20 protein-coding genes and 1 other RNA gene are annotated in these 23186 nt (G+C 41.9%); 9 read left to right on the top strand and 12 right to left on the bottom strand.

Translation table 11 applies throughout. From position 1 onward, the window contains the following. Positions 1 to 83 precede the first annotated feature (83 nt). Genes ptsP through LC036_RS07325 form a run of 5 tightly spaced genes read right to left on the bottom strand, consistent with a single transcriptional unit; the run spans position 84 to position 5703 of the window. Entirely contained in the window at positions 84 to 1802 is a 1719-nt protein-coding gene (ptsP, locus tag LC036_RS07345; protein WP_226580416.1) for a phosphoenolpyruvate--protein phosphotransferase, read from the bottom strand. A 4-nt stretch (positions 1803 to 1806) separates the two neighbouring features. Next, positions 1807 to 2073 carry a phosphocarrier protein HPr gene (locus LC036_RS07340; protein WP_226580413.1) on the bottom strand — a complete coding sequence of 89 codons (267 nt, stop codon included), beginning with the start codon at positions 2071 to 2073 and terminating at the stop codon, positions 1807 to 1809. A gap of 58 nt (positions 2074 to 2131) precedes the next feature. Continuing rightward, positions 2132 to 4027, bottom strand: coding sequence for a PTS fructose transporter subunit IIABC (locus tag LC036_RS07335; protein WP_226580410.1), 1896 nt, complete (start codon positions 4025 to 4027; stop codon positions 2132 to 2134). 15 nt (positions 4028 to 4042) lie between these two features. Continuing rightward, positions 4043 to 4957 carry a 1-phosphofructokinase gene (gene pfkB, locus LC036_RS07330; protein WP_226580408.1) on the bottom strand — a complete coding sequence of 305 codons (915 nt, stop codon included), beginning with the start codon at positions 4955 to 4957 and terminating at the stop codon, positions 4043 to 4045. Further along, on the bottom strand, positions 4954 to 5703 hold the full coding sequence (locus LC036_RS07325; protein ID WP_226580406.1) for a DeoR/GlpR family DNA-binding transcription regulator: 750 nt from the start codon (positions 5701 to 5703) through the stop codon (positions 4954 to 4956). The genes pfkB and LC036_RS07325 overlap by 4 nt, the downstream gene beginning before the upstream one ends. Before the next feature lie 221 nt (positions 5704 to 5924). Here LC036_RS07325 and secG point away from each other — a divergent pair, with 221 nt between their 5' ends. The 3 genes from secG (at position 5925) to rnr (ending at position 9528) form a co-directional block, all read left to right on the top strand. Continuing rightward, the gene (gene secG, locus LC036_RS07320) at positions 5925 to 6158 is read left to right on the top strand and encodes a preprotein translocase subunit SecG (protein ID WP_226580404.1); all 234 of its coding nucleotides are present in this window, start codon (positions 5925 to 5927) and stop codon (positions 6156 to 6158) included. A 295-nt stretch (positions 6159 to 6453) separates the two neighbouring features. Beyond that, entirely contained in the window at positions 6454 to 7197 is a 744-nt protein-coding gene (locus LC036_RS07315; RefSeq protein WP_226580400.1) for an alpha/beta hydrolase, read from the top strand. Positions 7198 to 7236: 39 nt separating this feature from the next. Then, positions 7237 to 9528, top strand: a complete 2292-nt coding sequence (rnr, locus tag LC036_RS07310; RefSeq protein WP_226580397.1) for a ribonuclease R — start codon at positions 7237 to 7239, stop codon at positions 9526 to 9528. 42 nt (positions 9529 to 9570) lie between these two features. Here rnr and LC036_RS07305 read toward each other — a convergent pair whose 3' ends face one another. Both LC036_RS07305 and LC036_RS07300 read right to left on the bottom strand, forming a co-directional pair. After that, the gene (locus LC036_RS07305) at positions 9571 to 9990 is read right to left on the bottom strand and encodes a hypothetical protein (protein ID WP_226580394.1); all 420 of its coding nucleotides are present in this window, start codon (positions 9988 to 9990) and stop codon (positions 9571 to 9573) included. An 87-nt stretch (positions 9991 to 10077) separates the two neighbouring features. Next, the gene (locus LC036_RS07300) at positions 10078 to 10938 is read right to left on the bottom strand and encodes a GNAT family N-acetyltransferase (RefSeq protein WP_226580391.1); all 861 of its coding nucleotides are present in this window, start codon (positions 10936 to 10938) and stop codon (positions 10078 to 10080) included. A 160-nt stretch (positions 10939 to 11098) separates the two neighbouring features. Between LC036_RS07300 and smpB the strand changes: the two genes are divergently transcribed. Both smpB and ssrA read left to right on the top strand, forming a co-directional pair. Then, complete coding sequence (smpB, locus tag LC036_RS07295) at positions 11099 to 11563, top strand: SsrA-binding protein SmpB (RefSeq protein ID WP_226580388.1); 465 nt, start codon at positions 11099 to 11101, stop codon at positions 11561 to 11563. A gap of 97 nt (positions 11564 to 11660) precedes the next feature. Continuing rightward, positions 11661 to 12023: a transfer-messenger RNA gene (ssrA, locus tag LC036_RS07290) on the top strand. A 226-nt stretch (positions 12024 to 12249) separates the two neighbouring features. Here the strand turns inward: ssrA and LC036_RS07285 are convergent. After that, positions 12250 to 13095 (bottom strand): TetR/AcrR family transcriptional regulator, encoded by an 846-nt coding sequence (locus LC036_RS07285; protein ID WP_226580385.1) that lies wholly within the window; start codon positions 13093 to 13095, stop codon positions 12250 to 12252. Positions 13096 to 13203: 108 nt separating this feature from the next. Between LC036_RS07285 and LC036_RS07280 the strand changes: the two genes are divergently transcribed. Next, the gene (locus LC036_RS07280; protein ID WP_226580382.1) at positions 13204 to 16356 is read left to right on the top strand and encodes an efflux RND transporter permease subunit; all 3153 of its coding nucleotides are present in this window, start codon (positions 13204 to 13206) and stop codon (positions 16354 to 16356) included. A 33-nt stretch (positions 16357 to 16389) separates the two neighbouring features. On the opposite strand, the gene LC036_RS07275 is transcribed toward LC036_RS07280, so the two are convergent. Then, positions 16390 to 17334 carry an arginine deiminase family protein gene (locus LC036_RS07275; RefSeq protein ID WP_226580379.1) on the bottom strand — a complete coding sequence of 315 codons (945 nt, stop codon included), beginning with the start codon at positions 17332 to 17334 and terminating at the stop codon, positions 16390 to 16392. A 122-nt stretch (positions 17335 to 17456) separates the two neighbouring features. On the opposite strand from LC036_RS07275, the gene LC036_RS07270 reads away from it, so the two are divergent. Further along, positions 17457 to 18779 carry an amino acid permease gene (locus LC036_RS07270; RefSeq protein ID WP_226582443.1) on the top strand — a complete coding sequence of 441 codons (1323 nt, stop codon included), beginning with the start codon at positions 17457 to 17459 and terminating at the stop codon, positions 18777 to 18779. Here the strand turns inward: LC036_RS07270 and LC036_RS07265 are convergent. The 3 genes from LC036_RS07265 to LC036_RS07255 all read right to left on the bottom strand — a co-directional run bounded on the left by LC036_RS07265 (position 18768) and on the right by LC036_RS07255 (position 21058). Beyond that, on the bottom strand, positions 18768 to 19523 hold the full coding sequence (locus tag LC036_RS07265; protein WP_226580376.1) for a YqcI/YcgG family protein: 756 nt from the start codon (positions 19521 to 19523) through the stop codon (positions 18768 to 18770). The genes LC036_RS07270 and LC036_RS07265 overlap by 12 nt on opposite strands. 62 nt (positions 19524 to 19585) lie before the next feature. After that, a complete protein-coding gene (locus tag LC036_RS07260; protein WP_226580373.1) occupies positions 19586 to 20203 on the bottom strand; it encodes a LysE family transporter in 618 nt (205 codons plus the stop codon). A 234-nt stretch (positions 20204 to 20437) separates the two neighbouring features. Beyond that, positions 20438 to 21058: a spore coat protein gene (locus LC036_RS07255; RefSeq protein WP_226580369.1), complete on the bottom strand. Its 621-nt coding sequence runs from the start codon at positions 21056 to 21058 to the stop codon at positions 20438 to 20440. 234 nt (positions 21059 to 21292) lie between these two features. Here LC036_RS07255 and LC036_RS07250 point away from each other — a divergent pair, with 234 nt between their 5' ends. Together LC036_RS07250 and LC036_RS07245 are read left to right on the top strand one after the other, a co-directional pair. Then, positions 21293 to 21892: a YpjP family protein gene (locus tag LC036_RS07250; RefSeq protein WP_226580366.1), complete on the top strand. Its 600-nt coding sequence runs from the start codon at positions 21293 to 21295 to the stop codon at positions 21890 to 21892. Between the two features lie 292 nt (positions 21893 to 22184). After that, on the top strand, positions 22185 to 23165 hold the full coding sequence (locus LC036_RS07245) for a zinc-binding dehydrogenase (protein WP_226580364.1): 981 nt from the start codon (positions 22185 to 22187) through the stop codon (positions 23163 to 23165). The last annotated feature ends 21 nt before the right edge of the window (positions 23166 to 23186 follow it).

Genomic DNA, 23186 nt, shown 5'->3' with positions numbered 1-23186 from the left:
ATACATCCCTTTCTTAAGGGGGTAATTGGAATAAATGTTTAGTTCATTCATCCATGTATTGTTCCACAACCAGGCTAGGAATACTATTTGATTTGTGCTTTTTCTTTAACAAAAGCGACTACTTCTTCTGCTGTACCCATAGAAAGGATTTCTTCTTTATAAGAAGCCATTTCCTTCTTGGAAAGATCTCTGATCTGTGTACGTGCAGGCAGGATGGAAGTCGCACTCATGCTGAATTCATCAAGTCCAAGACCGAGCAGAATTGGAATAGCGATCTCATCTCCAGCCATTTCACCACACATACCAGCCCATTTTCCTTCAGCGTGTGCTGCTTCAATTACGTTATTAATTAAGTTCAAAATAGCTGGATTGTATGGCTGATACAAGTAGGATACCCGCTCATTCATACGGTCAGCAGCCATTGTATACTGAATAAGATCGTTTGTACCGATACTGAAGAAGTCGACCTCTTTAGCGAACTGGCGGGCGATGACCGCAGTTGCTGGAATTTCAACCATGATTCCTACTTCAATGTCATCGGCAATTTCATGACCTTCGTTTGTCAGATTCGTTCTTTCTTCTTCAAGGATTGCTTTTGCCTGACGGAACTCTTCAAGAGTAGCAATCATAGGGAACATGATCTTCAAGTTTCCGTGGACACTTGCGCGCAGAAGTGCACGTAGTTGAACGCGGAAGATGTCATCACGCTCAAGGCAGAGACGAATGGCGCGGAAGCCTAAGAACGGGTTCATTTCATCTGGAAGATCCAAGTAGTCAAGCTCTTTATCGCCGCCGATATCAAGTGTACGGACAACAACAGGCTTGTCTCCCATTTGTTTTAGAACAGAAGAGTAGGCATCAAATTGTTCTTCTTCTGTTGGGAGCTGGCTTTTGCCCATGTAAAGGAACTCTGTACGATAAAGGCCGACACCTTCACCGCCGTTGTTGAGAACACCTTCAACATCGTCAGGAGTACCAATGTTTGCTACAAGCTCCACATGTTCACCTTCAGAAGTGACAGTAGCTTCATCCTTAAGTTTTGCCCATTCTTGTTTTTGCTTTTCAAAATCGTCTTGTTTCTGCTTGTATTCAGAGATTTGATCTTCTGTTGGATCAACGATAACATCACCGCTGATGCCGTCTACAATGACCATAACATCCTTTTCAGCTTGAGAAGTGATGTTCTTCGTACCTACAACAGCAGGAATCTCCAGAGATCGTGCCATAATGGCAGAGTGGGATGTACGGCCGCCAATGTCTGTTGTGAATCCTTTAACGTACTGCTTATTTAATTGAGCGGTATCGGAAGGAGTCAAGTCATCGGCAACAATGACAACCTCTTCATTGATTAGGGCAGGGTCCGGGAAAGTAACGCCTAACAAATGAGCCATTACGCGTTTAGTTACGTCCTGGATATCTGCTGCACGCTCACGCATGTACTCGTTATCCATGCCTTTAAACATGTCAATGAACATATTCGCTGTTTCAGAAAGAGCAGCCTCAGCATTGACATTCTCGCTCTTAATTTTATCTTCAATCGGTTGGATCAATTCTGGATCGCTTAACACGAGCAGGTGAGCGGAGAAGATTTCTGCATGCTCATCTCCAAGTGATTTTTTCGTATGTTCTTTGATTTTCTCCAGCTCTGTTTTTGATACTTCCAGAGCTTCATGCAGGCGTTTGACCTCTTGTTCTGGTTGTTGAATATCTGTTTTGGTGAAAGTAAGGTCTGGTGCTTCCAGACGATAAACTTTTGCAATGGCAATCCCGCTGGAAGCCGCAATACCTTGAAGCTGTTTCATGCTGTTATTCCCCCAAGCCTTCATTCTTCATAGTTGTTTCTAAGTGATCAATCGCCTCTTGTTCATCATTGCCTTCTGCAGTGATTTTAACTTCAGCGTTTGCTGGAATGCCTAAACTCATGATTCCCATGATGGATTTAAGATTCACAGATTTCTCTTTGTAATGCAGGTTAATATCAGACTCGTATTTTCCTGCGTTTTGTACAAGCACAGTAGCAGGACGAGCGTGAACACCATCAGCTGATGTAACTGTAAAAGTTTTTTCTACCATTGTATATCCTCCTTATTAAATCCTTTATTAGTTGTTGGATTACCCTAACTATATTATTTTAAGCCTTTTGGAGGTCTTTTTTCAAGAATCCTACGATAATTGCAGAAAGAATTGATCCTGCAATGATAGCTGCTAAATAAAGAAGTACTTGACTGAATCCTCCCTCGACGAGCGGGGCGACAATTATTCCGCCATGCGGGGCACGTAGTCCAATTCCAAATAACATGGTCAACATCCCTGCGAGAGCACTTCCGGCTACCATTGAAGGGATAACACGGGCAGGGTCAGCTGCAGCAAATGGAATGGCACCTTCGGTAATAAAGAAAGCTCCAAGCGGGTAGGCTGCTTTTCCTGTCTCCTGTTCCTGCTTCGTGAATTTGTTTTTAAAGAATGTTGTTGCAAGACCCATAGCAAGAGGAGGAACCATACCGCCTGCCATAGCAGCGGCAATAAATGTGTAATTCCCGGCATCCAGGGCAGCAATGCCAAATGTGTAGGCAGCCTTATTGACAGGTCCACCCATGTCGACAGCCATCATTCCACCTACAATTAAGCCAAGTAGAGCTAAATTTGATCCACTCATACGATCCAGTAAGTCGAATAACCATGTGTAAACACTTGTTAAAGCAGGGTTGATGAGTAACATAATCATACCCGTTCCAAAAATAGCAAGCACGGGATATAAGAGGACCGTTTTCAATCCATCCATAACCGCAGGCAGACCTTCTAAGAGTTTCTTAACAAGCAGAGTTAAATAACCTGCTAAGAATCCGGCAATCAGACCGCCTAAGAAACCAGAACCATTTCCTGCACCTTCAACCGTCTGCGTAACAGCGATTAAACCACCGACCATACCGGGAGCAAATCCAGGCCGGTCAGCGATACTGGAAGCGATAAAACCAGCTAGTACAGGCACAAGGAGGAAGAAGGCGTTTCCGCCACCGATAATACTCAGCATCTCAGCGAACCTATTGTAATCAGCATTTGCAGGATCAGCGGAATTGATTCCCCAGAAAAAGGAGATCGCTATCAAAATTCCACCGCCCACGACAAATGGAAGCATATTGGATACGCCGTTCATTAAATGCTTGTAAAATCCTGTGCGCTGACCTTTTTCCTCAGAGGAGTCGGTCGATTTTCCGCTCCCTTGATAAACAGGGGCATCGGAACGAACGGCTTTATCGATAAGTTCTTTCGGCTCATGAATTGCTTTAGCTACAGGTACTTCAATAACAGGTTTTCCGGTGAAAGCATCCATATCTACTTTGGTATCAGCGGCTACTATAATGGCATCTGCTTCAGCGATTTCCTCTTTCGTGAGACGGTTTTTAACACCGCTTGATCCATTTGTCTGTACCTTAATGTTTACTCCCATTTCTTTTGCAGTTGCTTTTAACTTGTCCGCAGCCATATACGTATGAGCAATACCTGTTGGGCAGGCAGTCACAGCCAATATTTTACCTGAAGTGGACTCATGCTCTTCTTCAACCTTTTCTTCTTCTGATTCTTTAGCATTAATGGCGTTGATGACGTCCTCTTTTGTTTTAGCGGATTCAAGCTGACTGCGGAATTGATTATCCATTAAATAGGATGACAATCGGGACAGGGTTTCTAAGTGTGTGTTGTTTGCTCCTTCAGAAGCGGCAATCATAAAGAATAAGTGGGTCGGCTGACCATCAAGTGATTCGTAATCGAGCCCATCAGAGGATCGTCCGAAAACAATCGCAGGGTCTTTCACGGCTGATGTTTTAGCGTGGGGTATGGCAATGCCATCACCAATTCCGGTAGTACTCTGTTCTTCACGGGCCTCAATCGCCTGCTTAAAGGCCGTTTGATCATTGAGTTTTCCGGCCGAACTGAGCTGATTTACAAGCTCATTAATAGCTTCAGGTTTAGAAGAAGCAGACATGTCCAACAGGATGGTGTCTTTGGTTAACAATTCGGTTATTCTCATTTAACATGCACTCCTTTACTTAATGGTTGAGATTTGTATCTGTTCTACAAGCTCTTCGACATTTTCTTTTTCGCATAAATCGTCTTGAAAAGCAGTGGCACTTCCTGCCGCTACTCCGTAACGGAAAGCTTCATGGGAGGGGTTCCCGTTGGTAAGGGAGGATAGAAATCCAGCTACAACAGAATCTCCTGCGCCGACTGAATTCTTAACCTCGCCCTTGGGAACATTTGCAAACAGCTTCTGTTCTTTATTTATATAGACCGCTCCATTTCCTCCCATAGATACAATGACATGTTCTATTCCTTTATGAAGGAGCTTTTCTCCGAATTCAGCTGCTTTTTCAACCGTATCAATTTCAACACCGAATAAATCCCCGAGTTCATGATGATTGGGCTTTATCAGGAAAAGGGGTTGTCCTATCAATTGATTTAAAGCTTTTCCAGACGTGTCCACAACGACCCTCACATTATTTTTTGCGCAGACATCAGTGAGAGTAATGTAAAAGTCTTCAGGAAGGGAAGCCGGAATGCTGCCTGCTAATACAAGGGTATCTTCCTGAGATAAGCGGTTTACTTTTTTGAGCAGCTGCTCTTGTGCGGCTGCGGATATTTCCGGACCTGGACCGTTAATCTCCGTTTCTTCCCCGCTTTTCAGCTTTACGTTTATTCTTGAGTTTTGTTCGGTTTGAATAAAACTGTGAACAATATTCTCTTTTTCGAGAAAGTTGGTGATGAATGCTCCTGTAAAACCCCCGGTAAACCCAAGAGCTTCTGACTGGATGCCAAGACGGATCATGACTCTTGAGACATTAATTCCTTTGCCTCCTGGATAATAAAAAGTCTGGTGGGCTCGATTCAATCCACCTGCTGCAAAATCTTCTACATGCATGATGTAGTCTATAGAAGGATTCAGTGTGCATGTGTAAATCATGTTGTCACAACCTTTATATTGGTTTTATTAGCAAAATCGTTTATTTCCGGGCCTTCATAATTTGTCAGTATAGCTGCTGATTGGATGTCACCGAACTTCGTAAAAGCAACGTTACCGAATTTTGAATGGTCCGCTAAAATATATCGTTTACGTGATAGTTGGAGCGTCATTTGTTTAATCGCTGCTTCTTCTGGGTCAGGTGTTGTATATCCATCTTGTATAGTGATGCCGTTCACACCCATAAAACAATGGTCAAATCTATACTGCTGAAGATTTTGTACAGCTCCAGCCCCAACAACAGCTCCGGTACGGGACTTAATCAGTCCACCCAGCACATAAGTTTTGATGTTGTACTCAGTAAGTGCCTGCAGGTGGTCTAAACCATTGGTTACAACAATGATGTCTTTTTGTTTTAAAAATGGAATCATTTCAAACGTCGTGGATCCAGCATCTATAAAAATGCAGTCCCCGGGTTGAACCATTGATGAAGCATACCTCGCAATTAAGCGTTTTTCTTTCTGGGATTTTGTTACCTTTTCTCTCATAGCCGGCTCTTCACTGGCAGAGCTTATTAATGAAGCGCCTCCATGAACGCGGCGCAGAAGACCCTGTTGTTCCAGCTGATCTAAATCACGACGAATGGTTGATTCTGAAGCACCGGTCACTTCTACCAGCCGCTTAAGTGATGTCGTTTGATCGTTTTTGACTGTTTTAATAATTAGTTGATGTCGTTCAGTTGTTAGCATATAGGCAACTCCTATTTATTGTCTGTCTTTATCATAAAGGAAAGCCCTTTCAAAATCAACCATAAACAATCAAAAACAATCAAAAAAGTTCATTTATGAAAAGTGTGTGCAGCCTGAATACGGGACATTCCGATTTTTCCGATAATCATCTTGCCGGTTCAAAGCATATATGCTACATTTAAACTAGTTATTTGTACGTCTTTAGGAGGTGTTGGCGCATCATGGAAACACTCGCAATTACTTTATTAGTCATTGATACAATTGCTTTAATCGTTCTTGTTTTGTTGCAATCAGGAAAGAGTGCCGGTCTTTCAGGGGCTATTTCTGGTGGAGCGGAGCAATTGTTTGGGAAACAAAAAGCACGAGGGATTGACGCAGTCTTACACAAAGCAACAATCGTTGCCGGCGTCCTTTTCTTCGTTTTAGCCTTTTCAACGGCTTATGTTATTGGATAAATGATTGAATAAGGATTAAACCGCGCTTTTTTAAAATGCGCGGTTTTTTTATTTTCTCAGTATGGTTCCTGTGTATACATAAAACTTCGGCGTTGATAATAACAGACAGAACGTGGCTGTGAAGTTAGCCTTCAGGGTATCGGTGGAATAGGAAAGGGAAGGTCAATAATAAAGGAAACCACTGCATAGACAAACAAAATGTGTCAGTGAACCGCAATTTTGGTAAAATAGAATACATTGTGCATAAGAATGAAATTTAAAAATAAGGACATACATGAAGTAAGGAGAGAATGATATGAAGATCAAACAACCTCAACCATTTACGTTTGAGGAAGGAGAACGTGCGGTATTATTACTACATGGTTTTACGGGGCACTCTGCAGATGTACGTATGCTTGGCCGCTTTTTGCAAAAGCATGGGTATACCTCGCATGCACCTATCTATGCAGGTCATGGGAAGGAATTGGAAGCCTTAATCGATGCAAGACCAGAAGATTGGTGGTCGGATGTTCAACAGGCTATAAATCATCTTCGTGAACTGGGTTATGAAAAGATTGCGGTTGCAGGGCTGTCACTTGGCGGTGTGCTGGGTTTAAAAGCCGCTTATTCTCAACCGATTAAAGGGCTTGTAACCATGTGTTCTCCCATGTTCTTCGATAACGAGAAGCAGCTGACCAAAGGTTTTGAATTTAAAGCACGACAGTACAAGCAGTTGGAAGGTAAAGATCAGGAGACCATTGAACAAGAGGTACAGGAACTGTTAGCCGAATCAGAAGACATGTTTAAACAGCTCGGGCGGTTTATTAACGAGGTTCACGATGAGGTCGATCAGATCTATACACCGACACTCGTTGTCCAGGCTGAAAAAGATGAAATGATTAATACAAAAAGTGCAGATTATATTTATGAGCAAGTAGAAGCGGATCAAAAAGATATAAAGTGGTACAAAAACTCTGGCCATGTCATCACGATGGACAAGGAAAAAGAACAGTTGCATGAGGATATTCTGCAATTCCTCGACTCACTCGACTGGTCATAAACCAGAGTCTTGTCCTTCATTTATAAGGAGGTAAGGCAGTTGAACACAGAATTAAAGCAGAAAATACTCAATTTCTTTAAAGAAACAGCATCAAAACCATTGTCTGTTCAAGAGCTTGAAGAAACATTAGAACTTTCAAACGCGGATGAATTTAAAATACTTATGAAAGTTTTAAATGAACTTGAAGAAGAGGGAGAACTGGTACGTACGCGAAAGAATCGTTTTGGTCTCCCTGAAAAAATGAATCTTATCCGAGGCCGCATACAAATGCACGCAAAAGGATTTGCCTTTTTAATTCCGGACGAAGAAGATAAAGATGATGTTTATATTCACCATTCTGATCTGCACTCATCTATGAATAATGACAAGGTACTCGTTCGTATTGAAAAAAGAAAAGAAGATGGCACGCGTCCTGAAGGCACCGTCATCCGCATTTTAGAGCGAGCGACGACAAGAGTTGTCGGAACATATGAATCCAGTCGTAATTTTGGTTTCGTCATCGCTGATGATAAGCGTATACCTAATGATATCTTCATTCCAAAGAGTCAGACCAATGGTGCCATAGATGGGCACAAAGTAATTGTTAATATTACGAAGTTCCCTGAAGACCGCATGAGTGCGGAAGGGGAAATTGTTGAGATTCTAGGTCATAAAAATGATCCAGGCATTGATATTATCTCAATTATTTACAAGCACGGAATTAAAATGGATTTTCCAGATGAGGTGCTGCAGCAAGCTGCAGATACGCCCGATCAGATCAGTGAAGACGAAATTGAGAACCGCCGGGACTTACGCGATGAAATGATCGTCACCATTGATGGGGCAGATGCGAAAGATTTGGATGATGCCGTCCGGGTCCAGAAACTTGATAATGGGAATTATAAGCTGGGTGTCTACATTGCTGATGTGACGTATTATGTAGGGGAAGGTTCTCCGATCGATAAAGAAGCACGGGAGCGCGCGACCAGCGTATATCTAGTGGACAGGGTTATTCCTATGATTCCACACCGTCTGTCGAATGGGATCTGTTCTTTGAACCCACAGGTTGATCGTTTGACGCTTTCTTGTGAAATGGAAGTAAACCGTCATGGGGAAATTGTAAATCACGAAATTTTCCAAAGTGTGATTAAAACCAATGAACGAATGACCTATAAAGATGTAAATAGTATTCTTCTTGATCAAGATCCAGAGCTTCTGAAAAGGTATGAAGACTTGGTTCCGATGTTTCGTGACATGGAGGATCTTGCAAGCATTCTCCGCAGCAAACGTATGGATCGTGGGGCTATTGACTTTGACTTTAAAGAAGCGGGTGTCGTTGTTGATGAAGAAGGAAAAGCTGTCGATGTTCGTTTACGTGAACGATCTGTAGCAGAACGTCTCATTGAGGAGTTCATGCTTGCGGCAAATGAAACTGTAGCAGAACATTTCCACTGGATGGAGGTCCCGTTTATTCATCGGATTCACCAGGATCCTGATGAAGACAAACTGCAAACCTTTTTTGAATTTGTAGCCAATATGGGATATACCGTGAAAGGTACAGCAGACAATGTTCATCCGCAGGCATTGCAGAAAGTGCTGGAACAAGTAAAAGGAACGCAGGAAGATATGATCATATCGAAGTTGATGCTTCGTTCAATGCAGCAGGCAAAATATGATCCTCAAGGATTGGGACACTTTGGCTTGGCTACAGACTTCTATACACACTTTACATCACCGATTCGTCGTTATCCTGACTTAATTGTGCACCGTCTGATCCGTACCTATTTAGTGGAGAAGAAACTCGACTATAAGACGAGGAAGCATTGGAAAGATCAGATGCCTGAGATTGCAAGGCATTCTTCTGAAATGGAGCGTGCGGCTGTTGATGCAGAGCGTGAAACGGATGACTTAAAGAAAGCAGAATTTATGCAGGATAAAATTGGAGAAGAATTTGAGGGGGTAATTAGCTCTGTTACCAGTTTTGGCATGTTCGTTGAACTCCCTAATACAGTAGAAGGCCTCGTTCACGTTAGTACCCTGACCGATGACTATTATCATTATCATGAGAAGCAGTATGCCATGATTGGTGAACGCACAGGAAACGTGTTTCGGATTGGGGATGAAGTGACCATTCGTGTAACAAATGTCAATATTGAAGAACGAGTGGTCGATTTTGAAATTGATGGTATGAAGCCGCGAAAAGAAAGAAAACGCCCGGAACGTCCGAAGCAGATCCAATCCAAAGGGCCTGATAAGAAGAAAGACAAAAAGAAAAATAAGCAAAAAGGTAATAAGCCTTTCTATCGTAATAAGGGTGTGCCTAAACAGGGACGCAAGAAGAAAAAATCATAAAAAAAGCCGCGCCTTAAATCGGCGCGGCTTTTCCTTGTTTTCTTACGCACTAAGCGTATTTTGAACATTTTCGATATCTTGTTCATTCAAGTAGCGTGCGGTTTCATCCATATCCAATTGGACATAATGGGACCATTGAGCGAGCTGATCCTGTTCAACAAGGTGGTTATTTAAAATGCTGCCACCGTTTTGTGCACAGATATGATAGGTGACAAATAGTTTCCCCTGCATCAGTTCATGATCGTGTGCAATAGATACAATCGTCCATCGATCTTTTGCCACAGACTCCCAGTCACCGGCAAGAGCATCTTCTGTTGAGAGCTGATACACAGTCGGTTCATTATGGTCAAAAAAGCTGATAATGCCTTCTTTATCTTTTGTAATATATCCAGAATTCGTCCATGAGTTACGTTTCAAAGCATATCCTTCGTCCAACAGTTGAGCGGCTTTCATAAAATCCATAGTCGTAAACCCTTTCTGGTGGAAAATTTTCACGTAAAGGATTTTAAAGATTATAGAGGTCACTGTCAATACGTTTAGATATATTTTTCATTTCCAGGCCCCATAAAGAATCCAGGGTTCTTGAACGTCATAAGCAGAGGGATCAGGTATGTTTTGAAATCCTTGATGAGAAAAGTCAATCCAACAGCCGGCATGGTGCGGGTGTTTTTCCCAGTGATCTACAATAGTTTCAAAAAAACCGGGCTGATCATAATGGTCATCCCAAAAGTATTTAACATGTGAATAATCGTATTTTTTTGTATCATTTTTAACGATAACAAACCTTGTTTTATCCGGTTTTTGGTAAAATGAAGCCTCTTTTAAATATTCATCCGTGAAAAGAGCATTATCAAAAGGTAAAGGATAGTAACATTCATAAGGGAACATCTGTAATTTATTTTCGCTTACATTCATTAGCAGATGACGCTTATCATCGACTGAATCCAATTCTCTCCACACCGGTCCCGGTGTGTGTCCGGAGAGTAACTCCGGGCGCGTTAATGTAAGGTAATGAATGACGGGTCCTTGCTCTATTCCGAGTTTATCCAGCACGCGTCTGGCTGCCAGGTTACTGAGATGGGTGTTGGCACCAATCCATTTTACGTCCGGGTCTTCCTTGAGATCCTTAATGATTGGTTTTAACAGTTCTGTTGCGTTCCCTTTCGTTTGAAAACGTCGGTCGCTTCTCAGGCGTCCGAGCATAGCGAACTTCTTTTGACCAAACAGACTGTAACCTCCGACTGCCAGCATTTGATTGTGTTGAAAGAGTCCGAACAACCTATGTTCTTCTGAAGTAATTAAACGATCAAAAATTCGAACAACATAATCGTCTTCTATGCCTGTATCCATAGCTTGGAGAGCTGGGAAATCCTTCATGGTTAATGATTTAACATGCAAAAGTTGTTCCATTAAGAGTCGGCTCCTTTTTTCATAACATCTGTAAGATTATAGTCTCACATGGCATTAGAAAAAGTCTATTCAAAGTAATTGAAAGGACACCTTCCATATGAATTGGAAACAAAGATGACTTTTGGTACAATAAAAGGACGCCATAGAGGAGGAAATCGTCATGCCTAGAGGTCACGGAAAAACACTAGCTCAAAATAAAAAAGCCCGTCATGATTTTTCAATAGAAGAAACGTTTGAAGCAGGGATCGTTCTGCAGGGGACGGAAATTAAGTCAATTCGCAATGGACGTCTTAACCTGAAAGACAGTTTTGCCCGCATTAATAAAGGGGAAGCTTACCTGCATAACATGCACATCTCTCCATATGAACAAGGGAATATCTATAACCATGACCCTACACGTGCCCGTAAACTGCTGCTTCATCGTAAAGAAATCAACCAGCTGATCGGTCAAACCCAGCAAAAAGGGTACTCGATCATACCATTGAAAGTGTACATCAAAAACGGTGTAGCAAAAGTTTTAATTGGTCTCGGAAGAGGTAAAAAGAAATATGACAAACGTGAAGATCTTAAACGGAAGCAGCAGAAGCGCGAAATCGACCGTGCGATAAAGGAAAGCTTAAAATAAGCGCCCCCCTTGAAAAATAATATATTTCTGCTATAATAATTATTGTCGTCAACACGACATGGATAAACAGCTTGACTGTTATCCCTTTAATCCTAACGGGGACGTTACGGATTCGACGGGGATAGGTCGAGCTCGGGTCGCGAGTCGAGCGACGTCTCGTAAAACCGTCATTTGCCTAAATATAACTGGCGAATCTAACGAAAACCTAGCTGTAGCTGCGTAAGTAGTCTATAGCTGATCCTTCCTGGCATCGCCCATGTGCTAGATGAAGGGTCTCAAACTAAAGTGGGCTACGCGTTTTTCCACCGCCTGAGGAAAAACGAAGAGACTAATCAGGCTAGCTCCTCGGAAGCCTGTTGGTAGGCCGAAGAGGTAGTGAAATATAGTATATCAACTACGCTCGTAGAAGCCCGGGTGCCGATATCTCCGGACGTGGGTTCGACTCCCACCGTCTCCACCAATACATAATTGGTGGTTTTTTTATGTCTAATTTTTCAACAAACACATATGAAAGATGCGTCTTAATATGATGATCAACCTCAGGGGCGCTTTCCCATAATTAAATGAATGTATGAAAAAAAGGAAGTCTTATCAAGACTTCCTTTTTTATAGCTTCGTCAGTATACCTATATGGGGGGCGTGTCAGGCGCCTGTTCATTAAAAAGTTTTGAACACGCATAAGCTCATTATATAAAATGAGCGCGTAATTTTGACGCTAAGTCTATATATTTCTCATACTTTTCTAAGTTATAGGCCATCCCTTTGATAACAGCATGACGTGGAGAAGTGGAATTTAATTCAAGGAGAAGTACTTCTACTGTATCCTTTAGGTCTTCATCGGTTGTTTTCTGCTTAATCTCATCTAATTGATAGAGTATATCTTCGAATTGATTCAAATTGTGATCATCAGGGATAATCTTTTCAATGATTTCTTTATTAATGACTGGGTGGTCAACCTTATTCTTGTACCCATTCATCAAGGAATCCATTTTATTTACTATGGATTGAGCGACCTCATAATAGTTAAACTCAATATTATCCATGATGACTAAGTCCATGTAATTCTTAAACAAGCTCTGGACTGTTATGCTGGCTTCCCAGACATAAGGTTCTGCTTCTTTTCCATATATGGATAATAAATGATTCTTATAAAAGATATAAGAATGATACCGCATCCGCTTAATTAAGTTTTCAATCGTATCGTTAAAAGGAATGGCCTGTTCACGTACCTGCATAATGATAAATTCACGGTGTTCAGCCACTTCTTCTATAGAAACTTTCAACTGATACACAAACTTTTCTTTTGGAGTCATGGGCTCTGAAGAAACTTCATTAATCCTTTTCTGCATACGTCTCCAGTAATATTCAAATAGTTCATAAAGAAGTTCATCCTTTGATTGGAACTGAAGATAGAAGGCCCCTTTGGATATATTACATGCTTTTGCAATTTCCTGAACGGATGTAGAGCTGAATCCTTTTTTGGCAAATAATTTAATGGATGTTTCTATAATGTTAATTTTCTTCTGGTCCATTGAGCGTACACCTTTCCAAAAGTAAGTTATAAATCCTTGACCTTTGACTGATTGGTCATGTATATTTTATAACGTGATGACCGATCAGTCAATTAAGGGGGAACAAGAGTGAAAAAGATCATTGATTTCTCAATGAATAATAAGTTTGCTGTGTGGTTAATGACCATTATTATTACAGCAGCTGGTCTCTATTCAGGACTAAATATGAAATTAGAGACGATACCAGATATTGATCCACCAATTATCACTGTAACAACCGTTTATCCGGGAGCTACTCCTGCGGAAGTCGCGGAAGGAGTGTCTGAACCGTTAGAGAAACAGGTGCAGAACTTAAGTGGAATGAAGACGGTCAGTTCGACCTCTTTTCAGAATGCTTCCAGTCTGCAGTTGGAGTACAGTTTTAATAAAGACTTAGATGAAGCAGAAGATGAACTACAGGAAGTCGTTGACTCGGTATCCTTACCGGATGGTGTTCAGGAACCAGACGTTTCCCGGGTGAATTTTAATGCTTTTCCAGTTCTGAGTATGAGTGTCATAAACGAGGATCAAAACCTCGAAGAGTTAACCACAGAAGTGGAAGAAAATATTGTTCCTCAGCTGGAAGGGCTTGAGGGAGTCGCAGACGTGCAAGTTTCTGGGCAGCAGGTCCAGGAAGTTCAAATGTCGTTTGATGAAGATGCCTTAGCTGAAAGAGGAATGGATGAGGAGACAGTTAAGAATATCATCCAAGGATCGAATGTAACGTTCCCATTAGGGTTGTTCAACTTTGATGGTACGCAGAAATCTGTCTTAATTGATGGGAATGTAGATTCACTTGAAGACTTAAAAGAGCTGCAAATCCCGGCAATTCCTTCCCAAGGAACACAGCAGGCGGGCAGATCCCAGTCACCTGCACCAGGTACACCTGGCACCCAAGGAACAGAAACAAACTCCGCTGCTGACGCTGCAAACGCTCAGCAAGGAATCCCTACAGTAGCGTTAGGAGAAATTGCTGACCTGGAAATTGTAGGTCAGGCAGAGTCCATTTCCAGAACAAATGGGCAGGAGTCTATTTCTATCCAGATTATAAAATCACAAGAAGCAAATACGGTTGATGTTGTAAACCTTGTGAAAGAACAAGTATCTGATTTTGAAGATGAACTTGAGGGCGCATCGTTTGTCTACTCCTTTGATCAGGGAGAACCGATTGAAGAGTCAGTAAGCACGATGTTAAACAAGGCGTTGTTTGGAGGCCTGTTTGCGATTATTGTCATTCTCTTGTTCCTTCGTAACTTTAGAACGACGTTAATCTCAGTAGTATCCATTCCGCTTTCCTTACTGATTGCGATTTTGGTGCTAAATCAAATGGGGATTACTCTTAACATTATGACGCTTGGAGCCATGACTGTTGCGATTGGACGTGTGGTTGATGATTCCATCGTGGTAGTCGAGAATATATACAGACGTATGTCTTTAAGTGATGAACAGTTAGAAGGAAAAGAGCTGATCAGAGCAGCAACGAAAGAAATGTTTATGCCGATCTTATCTTCCACGCTTGTTACGATTGCTGTATTCCTGCCTCTTGGTTTAGTGCAGGGAGTTGTCGGACAAATCTTCATGCCATTTGCATTAACGGTTGTGTTCGCACTACTAGCTTCATTAGTCGTAGCTGTAACGATCGTACCAATGATGTCTCATTCCCTGCTTACTAAGGAAAGAGCACAGAAAGGGCATCATGAAGGTCCGGGAAGAATAGCTAAATGGTATCGATCCGTACTGGAGAGTGTTTTAAATCACAAGATTATAACGTCCATTGTTGCTGTTGCTATTCTAGTCGGAAGTGTTGCTTTAATTCCTGTCGTTGGTGTAAGCTTCCTTCCATCTGAAGATCAAAAAATGGTTATGCCTACGTATAGCCCTTCCCCTGGTCAAACCATTGAGGACGTGGAAGAAGTAGCTGCCAATGCACAAGAATTTTTTAATGACCGTGATCAAGTGAAAACAATCCAATATTCTGTGGGTGGAGAAAACCCAATGAATCCTGGTGCGAGCAATCAGGCGGCATTCTTTGTGGAGTACGAAGATGACACAGAGAACTTTGATCAGGAAAAGGAAGCCGTTATGGCTGATTTGAAAGAAATGACCGAAAATGGGGAATGGACCAATCAGGACTTCTCTTCAACTGGCGCTAGTAATGACATACAGGTTCAGGTGTTCGGAGAAAACATGGATGAAATTAAACCATATGTATCCCAAGTTGAAGAAATTCTAGCTCAAGAGGAAGACTTAAAAGATCCTGAATCAAGTCTTTCTGAATCCTATGAGGAATACACGTTAATTGCTGACCAGGAAAAAATGAGTCAGCTGGGATTAACAGCCGCTCAACTGGGCATGGAGCTTAATCCAAACCAGGAGCGGCCGAAGATTACGACGATTCAACAGGACGGAGAAGAACTTCAAGTTTATCTGGAAGTCGAAAAAGATAACTTTGCTAGTATTGAAGACCTAACAGATAAAGAAGTTCAGTCTCCATTAGGAACATCCGTTGCGATTGGTGAATTGGTTGAAGTTGAAGAAGGCACGACAGAAGATACAATCAGCCGTCGCAATGGAAAGGTGTACGCCAATGTCAGTGCAAAAGCTACAACTGATGATATTGGAGCTGTTTCCGCAAATGTTCAGGAAAGTTTAAAGGATATCGATCATCCAGCTTCGATTGACATTAAAATCGGCGGAGTCACAGAGGATATTAATGAATCCTTTAGTCAATTAGGCCTAGCTATGCTGGCTGCCATTGCTATTGTGTATCTCATTTTAGTTATTTTCTTTGGAGGCGCGCTTGCTCCATTTGCTATTCTTTTCGCCCTGCCATTTACCATTATCGGAGCTGTTCTTGGCTTGCTGATTGGCGGCGAGACGTTGAGTATCTCTGCCTTGATAGGTGCTCTCATGTTAATTGGTATCGTAGTTACAAATGGCATTGTATTAATTGACCGTGTTATTCAAAGAGAAAAAGAAGGATTTACCACAAGGGAGGCTCTTCTTGATGCTGGTGTGACGAGGGTCCGTCCAATTTTAATGACGGCGCTTGCTACCATTGGTGCTCTGCTTCCGTTAGCCTTAGGCTTTGAAGGCGGCTCAATTATTAGTAAAGGGCTGGGAATCACCGTTATTGGCGGTTTAGCCAGTTCTACATTATTGACCCTGCTTATTGTACCGGTCGTTTATGAAATGCTTAGCAAATTTGGTAAAAAGAAAAAAAGAACAATAAAAGAAGCGTAAGATAAAAAAGAGGCTCCCGTTGGGAGCCTTTTTTTATCGGCGTTCAACAGGCAATGTCATACAGCGTATTCCGCCGCCTCCTTTTTCAAGTTCATCTACGCTTATTTCAATTAGTCGTTTTTTCTTCAGTTTTTCGTGATGCAGAATTTTTTTGTGAGCCTTTGTACTAATAAGAATCGTATCAGGGTTAAGATTAAGAAAATTTATATCTGCAACGGTATGCTTCACATCGTCTGCCCAGATTACATCATATCCATGTCTATTTAGGAACTCATGCATCATCATATAAGAACTTCCGTTCCTTTTTAATACTTGAACGGGAAAATATCTCATATAACTTTTTGCTAAAAAAATATCCGGGCCCACTACATTTCCGTTCATGTCCATATGCATTGTATCTCCGCGTCTTGGCAGATCAATAACTCCTACTTCCGAAAACCCTGATTCAAATAGTTTTGTTTTTAATATATCCACGCTTTCAAAGCTGGTCCGTAGTCCAGTATTAAAAAAGACGGCATCTTTGCTCAGCACCATACAATCCCCAAACTCAAGTGCATTCACGTTGTTATTTTCCTTTATAGAGAAGGACTCAGAAGAGAACCAATCTTCAAAAATCCGATGAGCATATAAGTATTCGGGTCTCCTCATGGTAGTACCGCCTTCTCCTGGGATTACTGTTGTTCCAAAGACACAGGCCAGGTCCCTGACAAATACACGATTAAGTAACTGTTCGTGGAAGGCAGTCTCGTCAGGTTGAAGGGCGTCTGAATAGTCCATCACCTCTACTCCCTCTTTCTCCATTGCCTCAACCATATTCATAAAGTCAGCTCGTGTTTTTTCAGGATTTACTGGCTTTTCCCATTGAACATCATTGGCTGTTTTTAAATCCGGTACTTTCAAGACAGATGGAGAACACACAATGACACGTTTCAATTCATCATACTCATTCCAACAATTTGGCTTTACACTCACAGCCATTTTGTATCACATTCCTTCCTACACCTCTTGTGATACTTTTTCCGTTAATATAAAAAACATTCCTCTGAATCGCTACATAATCCGGAGGAATCACCTCAAACTAACCTGAGAAGAGGTGAGAAATATTGAAAAAATGTCAGCAAGAAGAGAAGTTATCCTGGTGGCAGTTATCCTTTATAGGCATTGGTTGTATTATTGGTACGGGGTTCTTTCTTGGATCGAGTATAGCTATTGAAAAAGCAGGACCAGCCGTGCTGCTGGTTTATTTCACAGCTGGCGCAGGTACATATATCGTCTTTCGCTCTCTTGCCAATTTAACGGCTCATCATCCAGAGAAAGGGTCCTTTCGTACATATGCGAGCCAAGCTTTTGGAAGCTGGGCTGGATTTAGCAATGGCTGGGTTTATTGGTCGAGTGAAATGCTCATAATGGGGAGTCAATTAACCGCTTTGTCTATATTTGCCCAGTTTTGGTTTCCAGGTCTGCCTCTTTGGTCCTTTGCGGCTATCTTTGCATGTCTGGGGTTATTCGTCATAAAGTTAGGCGTGCGACAGGTGGAGAAGATGGAGAATATGTTCGGATTAATAAAGGTATCAGCCATTTTGATGTTTATTATCCTTGCTTGTTTAGCTTTGTTCGGAGTGATCGGGCCCGGGGAGGCTTCAAGACAGGGGGAAACACCTTTACAGCCTTTCTTTAGTGAAGGAGGACTGGGAATATGGGCAGCGCTTCTTTACGCTTTCTATGCGTTTGGCGGAATTGAAGTTATGGGGCTCATGGCTAATGAGCTGAAAGAGCCTAAAGAAGCCCCAAAATCGGGGACACTTATGCTGATCTTGCTCACTCTCTTCTATGTATGTGCTTTTTATTTTGTTTTGAAGCTGACCGAATGGAGAAATATATCGACAGATGAAAGTCCTTTTCTGACCGCCTTGAAAAATGATTCCCTTCCGTGGTTTCCTCATGTATTTAATGGCATCCTCATTATTGCAGGTTTTTCAACTATGGTGGCTTCCTTGTATGCCGTTACTACAATGTTGATGACGTTGAGCGAGGAAGGCGATGCGCCAAGGATTTTTGCGCAGAAGAAGGAAGGGAAAGTGTCTAAACCGGCATTCGCTCTTACGGTAATCGTTGTCATTCTTTCTATCCTTCTGGCTGTCGTTCTCCCGGAAAACATCTTTGAATACATCACCACCGCAGCCGGTTTAATGCTTCTTTACAACTGGATATTTATTTTGTTTTCTTATCGCAGGTTAATGGGGAGAAGTACAAGGGAAGTTGTTGTCGTTTATGTGGGAATTCTATTGATTGGATTAGCAGTCAGTGGGACATTATTAGATAACATGACGAGAATCGGTTTTTTTGTGAGCCTTTGTTTTATCTTCGTGATTGCTGTAGCTGCCTTCTTTAAGCAAAGGAAAACGCCCGCTTCAGGGGCGTAAACTTTTCAGCCTTTTTTTCAATGCCATAAAAGGGCATTGTGGAATGGATGTATCATCATCGTGAAGAAAGTATTGTTTCCATTCATAATTATCTTCCTGACCATACCATTTTAAGGCAGGGTGGGGAGGCATGTCATCATACGTAACAAGGCGTTTGCGAATGATGTTCTTTAATTTCTTTCCAAGAGATGTTGAGGCATTTATTTCGTCAAAGACCCATCTAGGCTGAAAAGCAAGAAGTAAGCATGGGAAACCCCTGCTCTTTCGAACCTTGTGGGCAGGCGTGGCACAAAACGCAAAATAGGGTTCACCGTTATAACAAAATTCCCAGGACTGGTTTTCCGGATCCATCGGGATGTCCTTTGGCCATTCAGCTTCATCCAAGCGATGGGTGGCATTTAATAAAGCCCAGAAAATCTCTTCATAATCTTCAATAGCAGCTTCTTCTTCTATTAGTGACCGAGTATCACAGAAAACGACAAGGGATGCATAGTTTCCTGTTTCCCGGGAAATGTTCCCATATTCTTTTAGAAGACAGGCCAGACCATCTGCTGATGAGTCGGTCCTCGGATCTTCTACAAAACCGAATCGCAGCATATTTTTTACGAATCCCTGCACGCCGGGGACACAAGGATAGGCGTTATCTTTGCTTGTCATCATTATAGAGAAATGCTCATAGACCTCCTTTTGCCAATCAGCAAGGTCTGTTGTCTGTTCTTCCATCATTTCTTTCGTGTATAACATCTGAATTTCCCTCCTAAGAATACATCCATATACTATTGGGAGGGAAAGAAATAGGTGACTGTCTAGCCAATAATCATAGAAAATGCCTTAAATCCAAAGTACACCCCGAAGCCGATCAGGACGATTCCAGAAGCCATGGAAATTCCTTTAAGAATTTTTGACGTCATCCATCTTCTGGACCATGAAGCTGCTCCAGCCATCGTTAAGTCCCAAATCATAATTCCAACAAATATACCACCGCTGTAAATCAATAGTTGAAGTTGTTCATAGGAAGAGGAGATTTCTGCAAGGATTGATCCGTAGATGCCCAGCCAAAATAAGATATTGAGGGGGTTGGAGAGGGCCATGAAAAATCCAACCTTGAATGCCTTTTTCTTTGTGCTGCTTTTCGTTGAGGACGCCCTGGAGGAATCAGCCGCGGTCATACTCTCAATTCCTGTATAAATAAGTACAAAAGCACCGAAGCACCAAAGAAATGTTTTAACTAAAGGTAATTCTACATACTGGGCAAGACCGAAATAAATAAGAAGCATAAACAGGCCATCTGCGGCCATGGCTCCGAGGCCGACGAGCCATGCGTGAAAAAATCCATAACGGACGCCTTTCTCTAACTGCGCGGCATTAATAGGGCCAATCGGAGCTGATAAGGACAGGCCTAGTAAGATATAACTGAAAAACATAAGATCCCCCTTCCAATGCTTGTCTATATACTATACTATTTTGCAAAGGATATATTAATTAATCGTTTTGTAGAACGATGGTGTTGATTTACAAATGGAGGACTTCCAATAGTGGTTAAGACTCTGTCATACTTGAATTCGAGCGTAGGGAAGAGTTTCTTTGCTTTCATTTTCCCAAAAGTGTTTGAAAAAAGACACCTGCTTTTCAGCAGATGTCTAGATTGGCCACGCCTTTTAATGTGGAGCATTTCCCTGTTGAACAGGTGTGTAGCTTTGTAACATTGTATTCATATCCTGCTGGTTTAACTGTGGCACTTGATAGTATCCATGTTTATTCTGGTAAAGAAATATTTCATAGCTCATTTCAATGAAATTTGGCACACTGTCAGCGATCACACGACGCAGGACAGGATTTGTCATTTCTAAAGCAGTCATGGACAATAAAGTGGCCAGCGATTTGGTATGCCCCAGCATGTAAGCTGAGAGGCCATTATCAGCCAGGTCACTCACGGATTGATTCGGTTTCTTCGGCTGACCAGGCTTGACGCCGTAGACGACCTCATTGCTTTGCTGCATCTTATATTGCTGGGTCTTCTGGGTGGGGTCCTGTCCACTTTGGAAACTCTGTACTATTGTATTGTACATCTGGGTAACAAAAGCATGCTGCCTTTGTTGAATACTTTGAAGTTCTGGATCCTGGATGTGTTGAGCATACATCTGATATTGGTCAAGCATATTAATAATCGTCGCAATCACTTCGTGGGCATCAAACAATTCATGGCCGCCATGATTGGGGTTCATCATGTTCGGTGGGATTTGTGTCCCTTGTTGAGCTTGATTTTGATTCTGATTCATTCAACTTCCTCCTCTTAACATTTTCTTAATTAAGGATGCCCCTTTCTTTTAAATCCATGTACCAGAAAAAGATAATATTGACTTCCGCTTGAACTTTATGAATGCTGCTTCAGGAAGGGAAAATAGTGGGGCTGCCTAAAATGCATTCTATGGAAACGGTTTCTTTTTTCTCATAGACATTTAAGCAGGAAATGATACAATGGAAAGAGATTACATACAAGGGAGATTGTCCGTATGAAGCCTCTAATGAGAAGAATATTCGTTGTTCTCATATCTTTACTAACTTTGGGGATGTACGTTCCGCCGACTCAACTGGATACCGATGCTGCAGAGAAGAAGGAACTGTCAGAACACAATCATTACAGCCAGTCAACGATATCACCGGAAGTAGAAGAGTTCCCGGAGGTTTTATCGGATGAACCACTGCAGACAGATGGACTGATTGATTCCTTTACTGAACAAGCACGTGCCCAGACGGTAGCAAAGATGGGACCGCGCATTCTTGATAAAGTAGATGAAGATCTGACCACTTCAATCCTCCCAAAAATGGAGGAAGCACTGGATGAGATATTATCCTCTGCGGGCGAAGGTCAGGTTCCTTATTATGAAATAACTGAAGAACCAGCCTCAGGATATGGCGAAAGGATATTCAACATCTATAATCATTTAACTAATGAAGAAGTTGCCCGTTTCCATGTTCGACGTGATAAGCGCCCTGGTGAAGGGTATTGGTTCAATTTTCATTATCACCTTCAAGATGATAACTTTATGAAACACCATCAAATTGGAGATGTGTACTGGGAGAAAAATACCCCTCCTAAATGGATGTCATAAATGAATAAAATGTGAAAGGCAGTCATTAAAAGGGCTGTCTTTTTTGTTTCCTTAAATACTCATGACTCTGCAGGAAAGCAATCCCTTTCGTATAAGGGAGCACATATGGAATCATCATAAAGCTTTTATTGAGTCTTTCTTATATAAGAGAATGCTCAGAAATTTAAGTGTTGTCTGAGTAATGCTTAGTAGAGGTGGTTACTTAAAAGTGCCTGCTTGTATATATGAAAACAGGGCTTTATTATATTAAGTATTCCTGCAAGCTAAAGGAATTAAGAAGGAGATGAACCAAATGAAAGCTTTACTATTACATGAACCTAATCAATGGAAAGAAATGAAGGTAGAAGACATAGAGAAACCTAAGCCTGAAGAAGGGGAAATTCTGGTGGAGGTTTATGCTGCGGGTTTAAACCCTGTAGATTATAAAACAGCTGCAAACGGAAATCCGAGCTGGAGCTATCCTCATGTTCTTGGCTTGGATGTTGCAGGTAAAGTTGTTGAACTTGGCTCTGGAGTGACGGAGTGGGAGATTGGAGATCGTGTGGTTTATCACGGTGACTTAATGAAAAAAGGCGGTTATGCTGAATTTGCGGTAACGACTGCTCATACAGCTTCTCGTATTCCGGATGGAGTAAGCTTTGAAGAGGCGGCCGCCCTCCCTACAGCTGGTTATACGGCATATCAGGCCATTCATCGTAAGCTGCCTTTAGAACAAGTAAACACCATTCTCATTCATGCCGGTGCCGGGGGTGTCGGTGGTTTTGGTATCCAGCTCGCTAAGGCGGCTGGAAAGACAGTGATTACGACAGCTTCTGCCCATAATCATGAGTACGTTACTTCTCTTGGAGCGGACTATGTGATTGATTATAAGAATGAAGATGTCCAAGACAGAGTCCAGCAAATTACTAACAGAAGAGGAGTGGATGCTGTAGTTGATGCCGTAAGCCGCGAAAATGCTACAGCCTCCCTGGATGATCTAGCTTTCATGGGGCATATGGTATATATCGCAGGTGCACCTGACTTCACTAAAATTCATTCATTTACTAAAGTTGTGTCTTATCATGAGATTGCACTTGCAGCTGCCCACAAAGCAGATAAGGAATCGCAAAAAGATCTAGCTGTTATTGGCGATGAAATGCTTGGGATGGTGGCTGAAGGGAATTTATCCCCATTATTGAGTGAAACCATTAAGTTAGAAGAAGTCCCTTCTTCTCTAGAGCGTCTTTCAGAGCGACACGTAAGAGGAAAAATAGTAGCTGTATTGAAATCTTAAAAACACTAAGTAGTTATGAAA

It is taken from the genome of Halobacillus litoralis (genome assembly GCF_020524025.1).
Lineage (GTDB): Bacteria > Bacillota > Bacilli > Bacillales > Halobacillaceae > Halobacillus > Halobacillus litoralis_D.
This window is presented reverse-complemented; position numbering and strand designations above follow the sequence as displayed.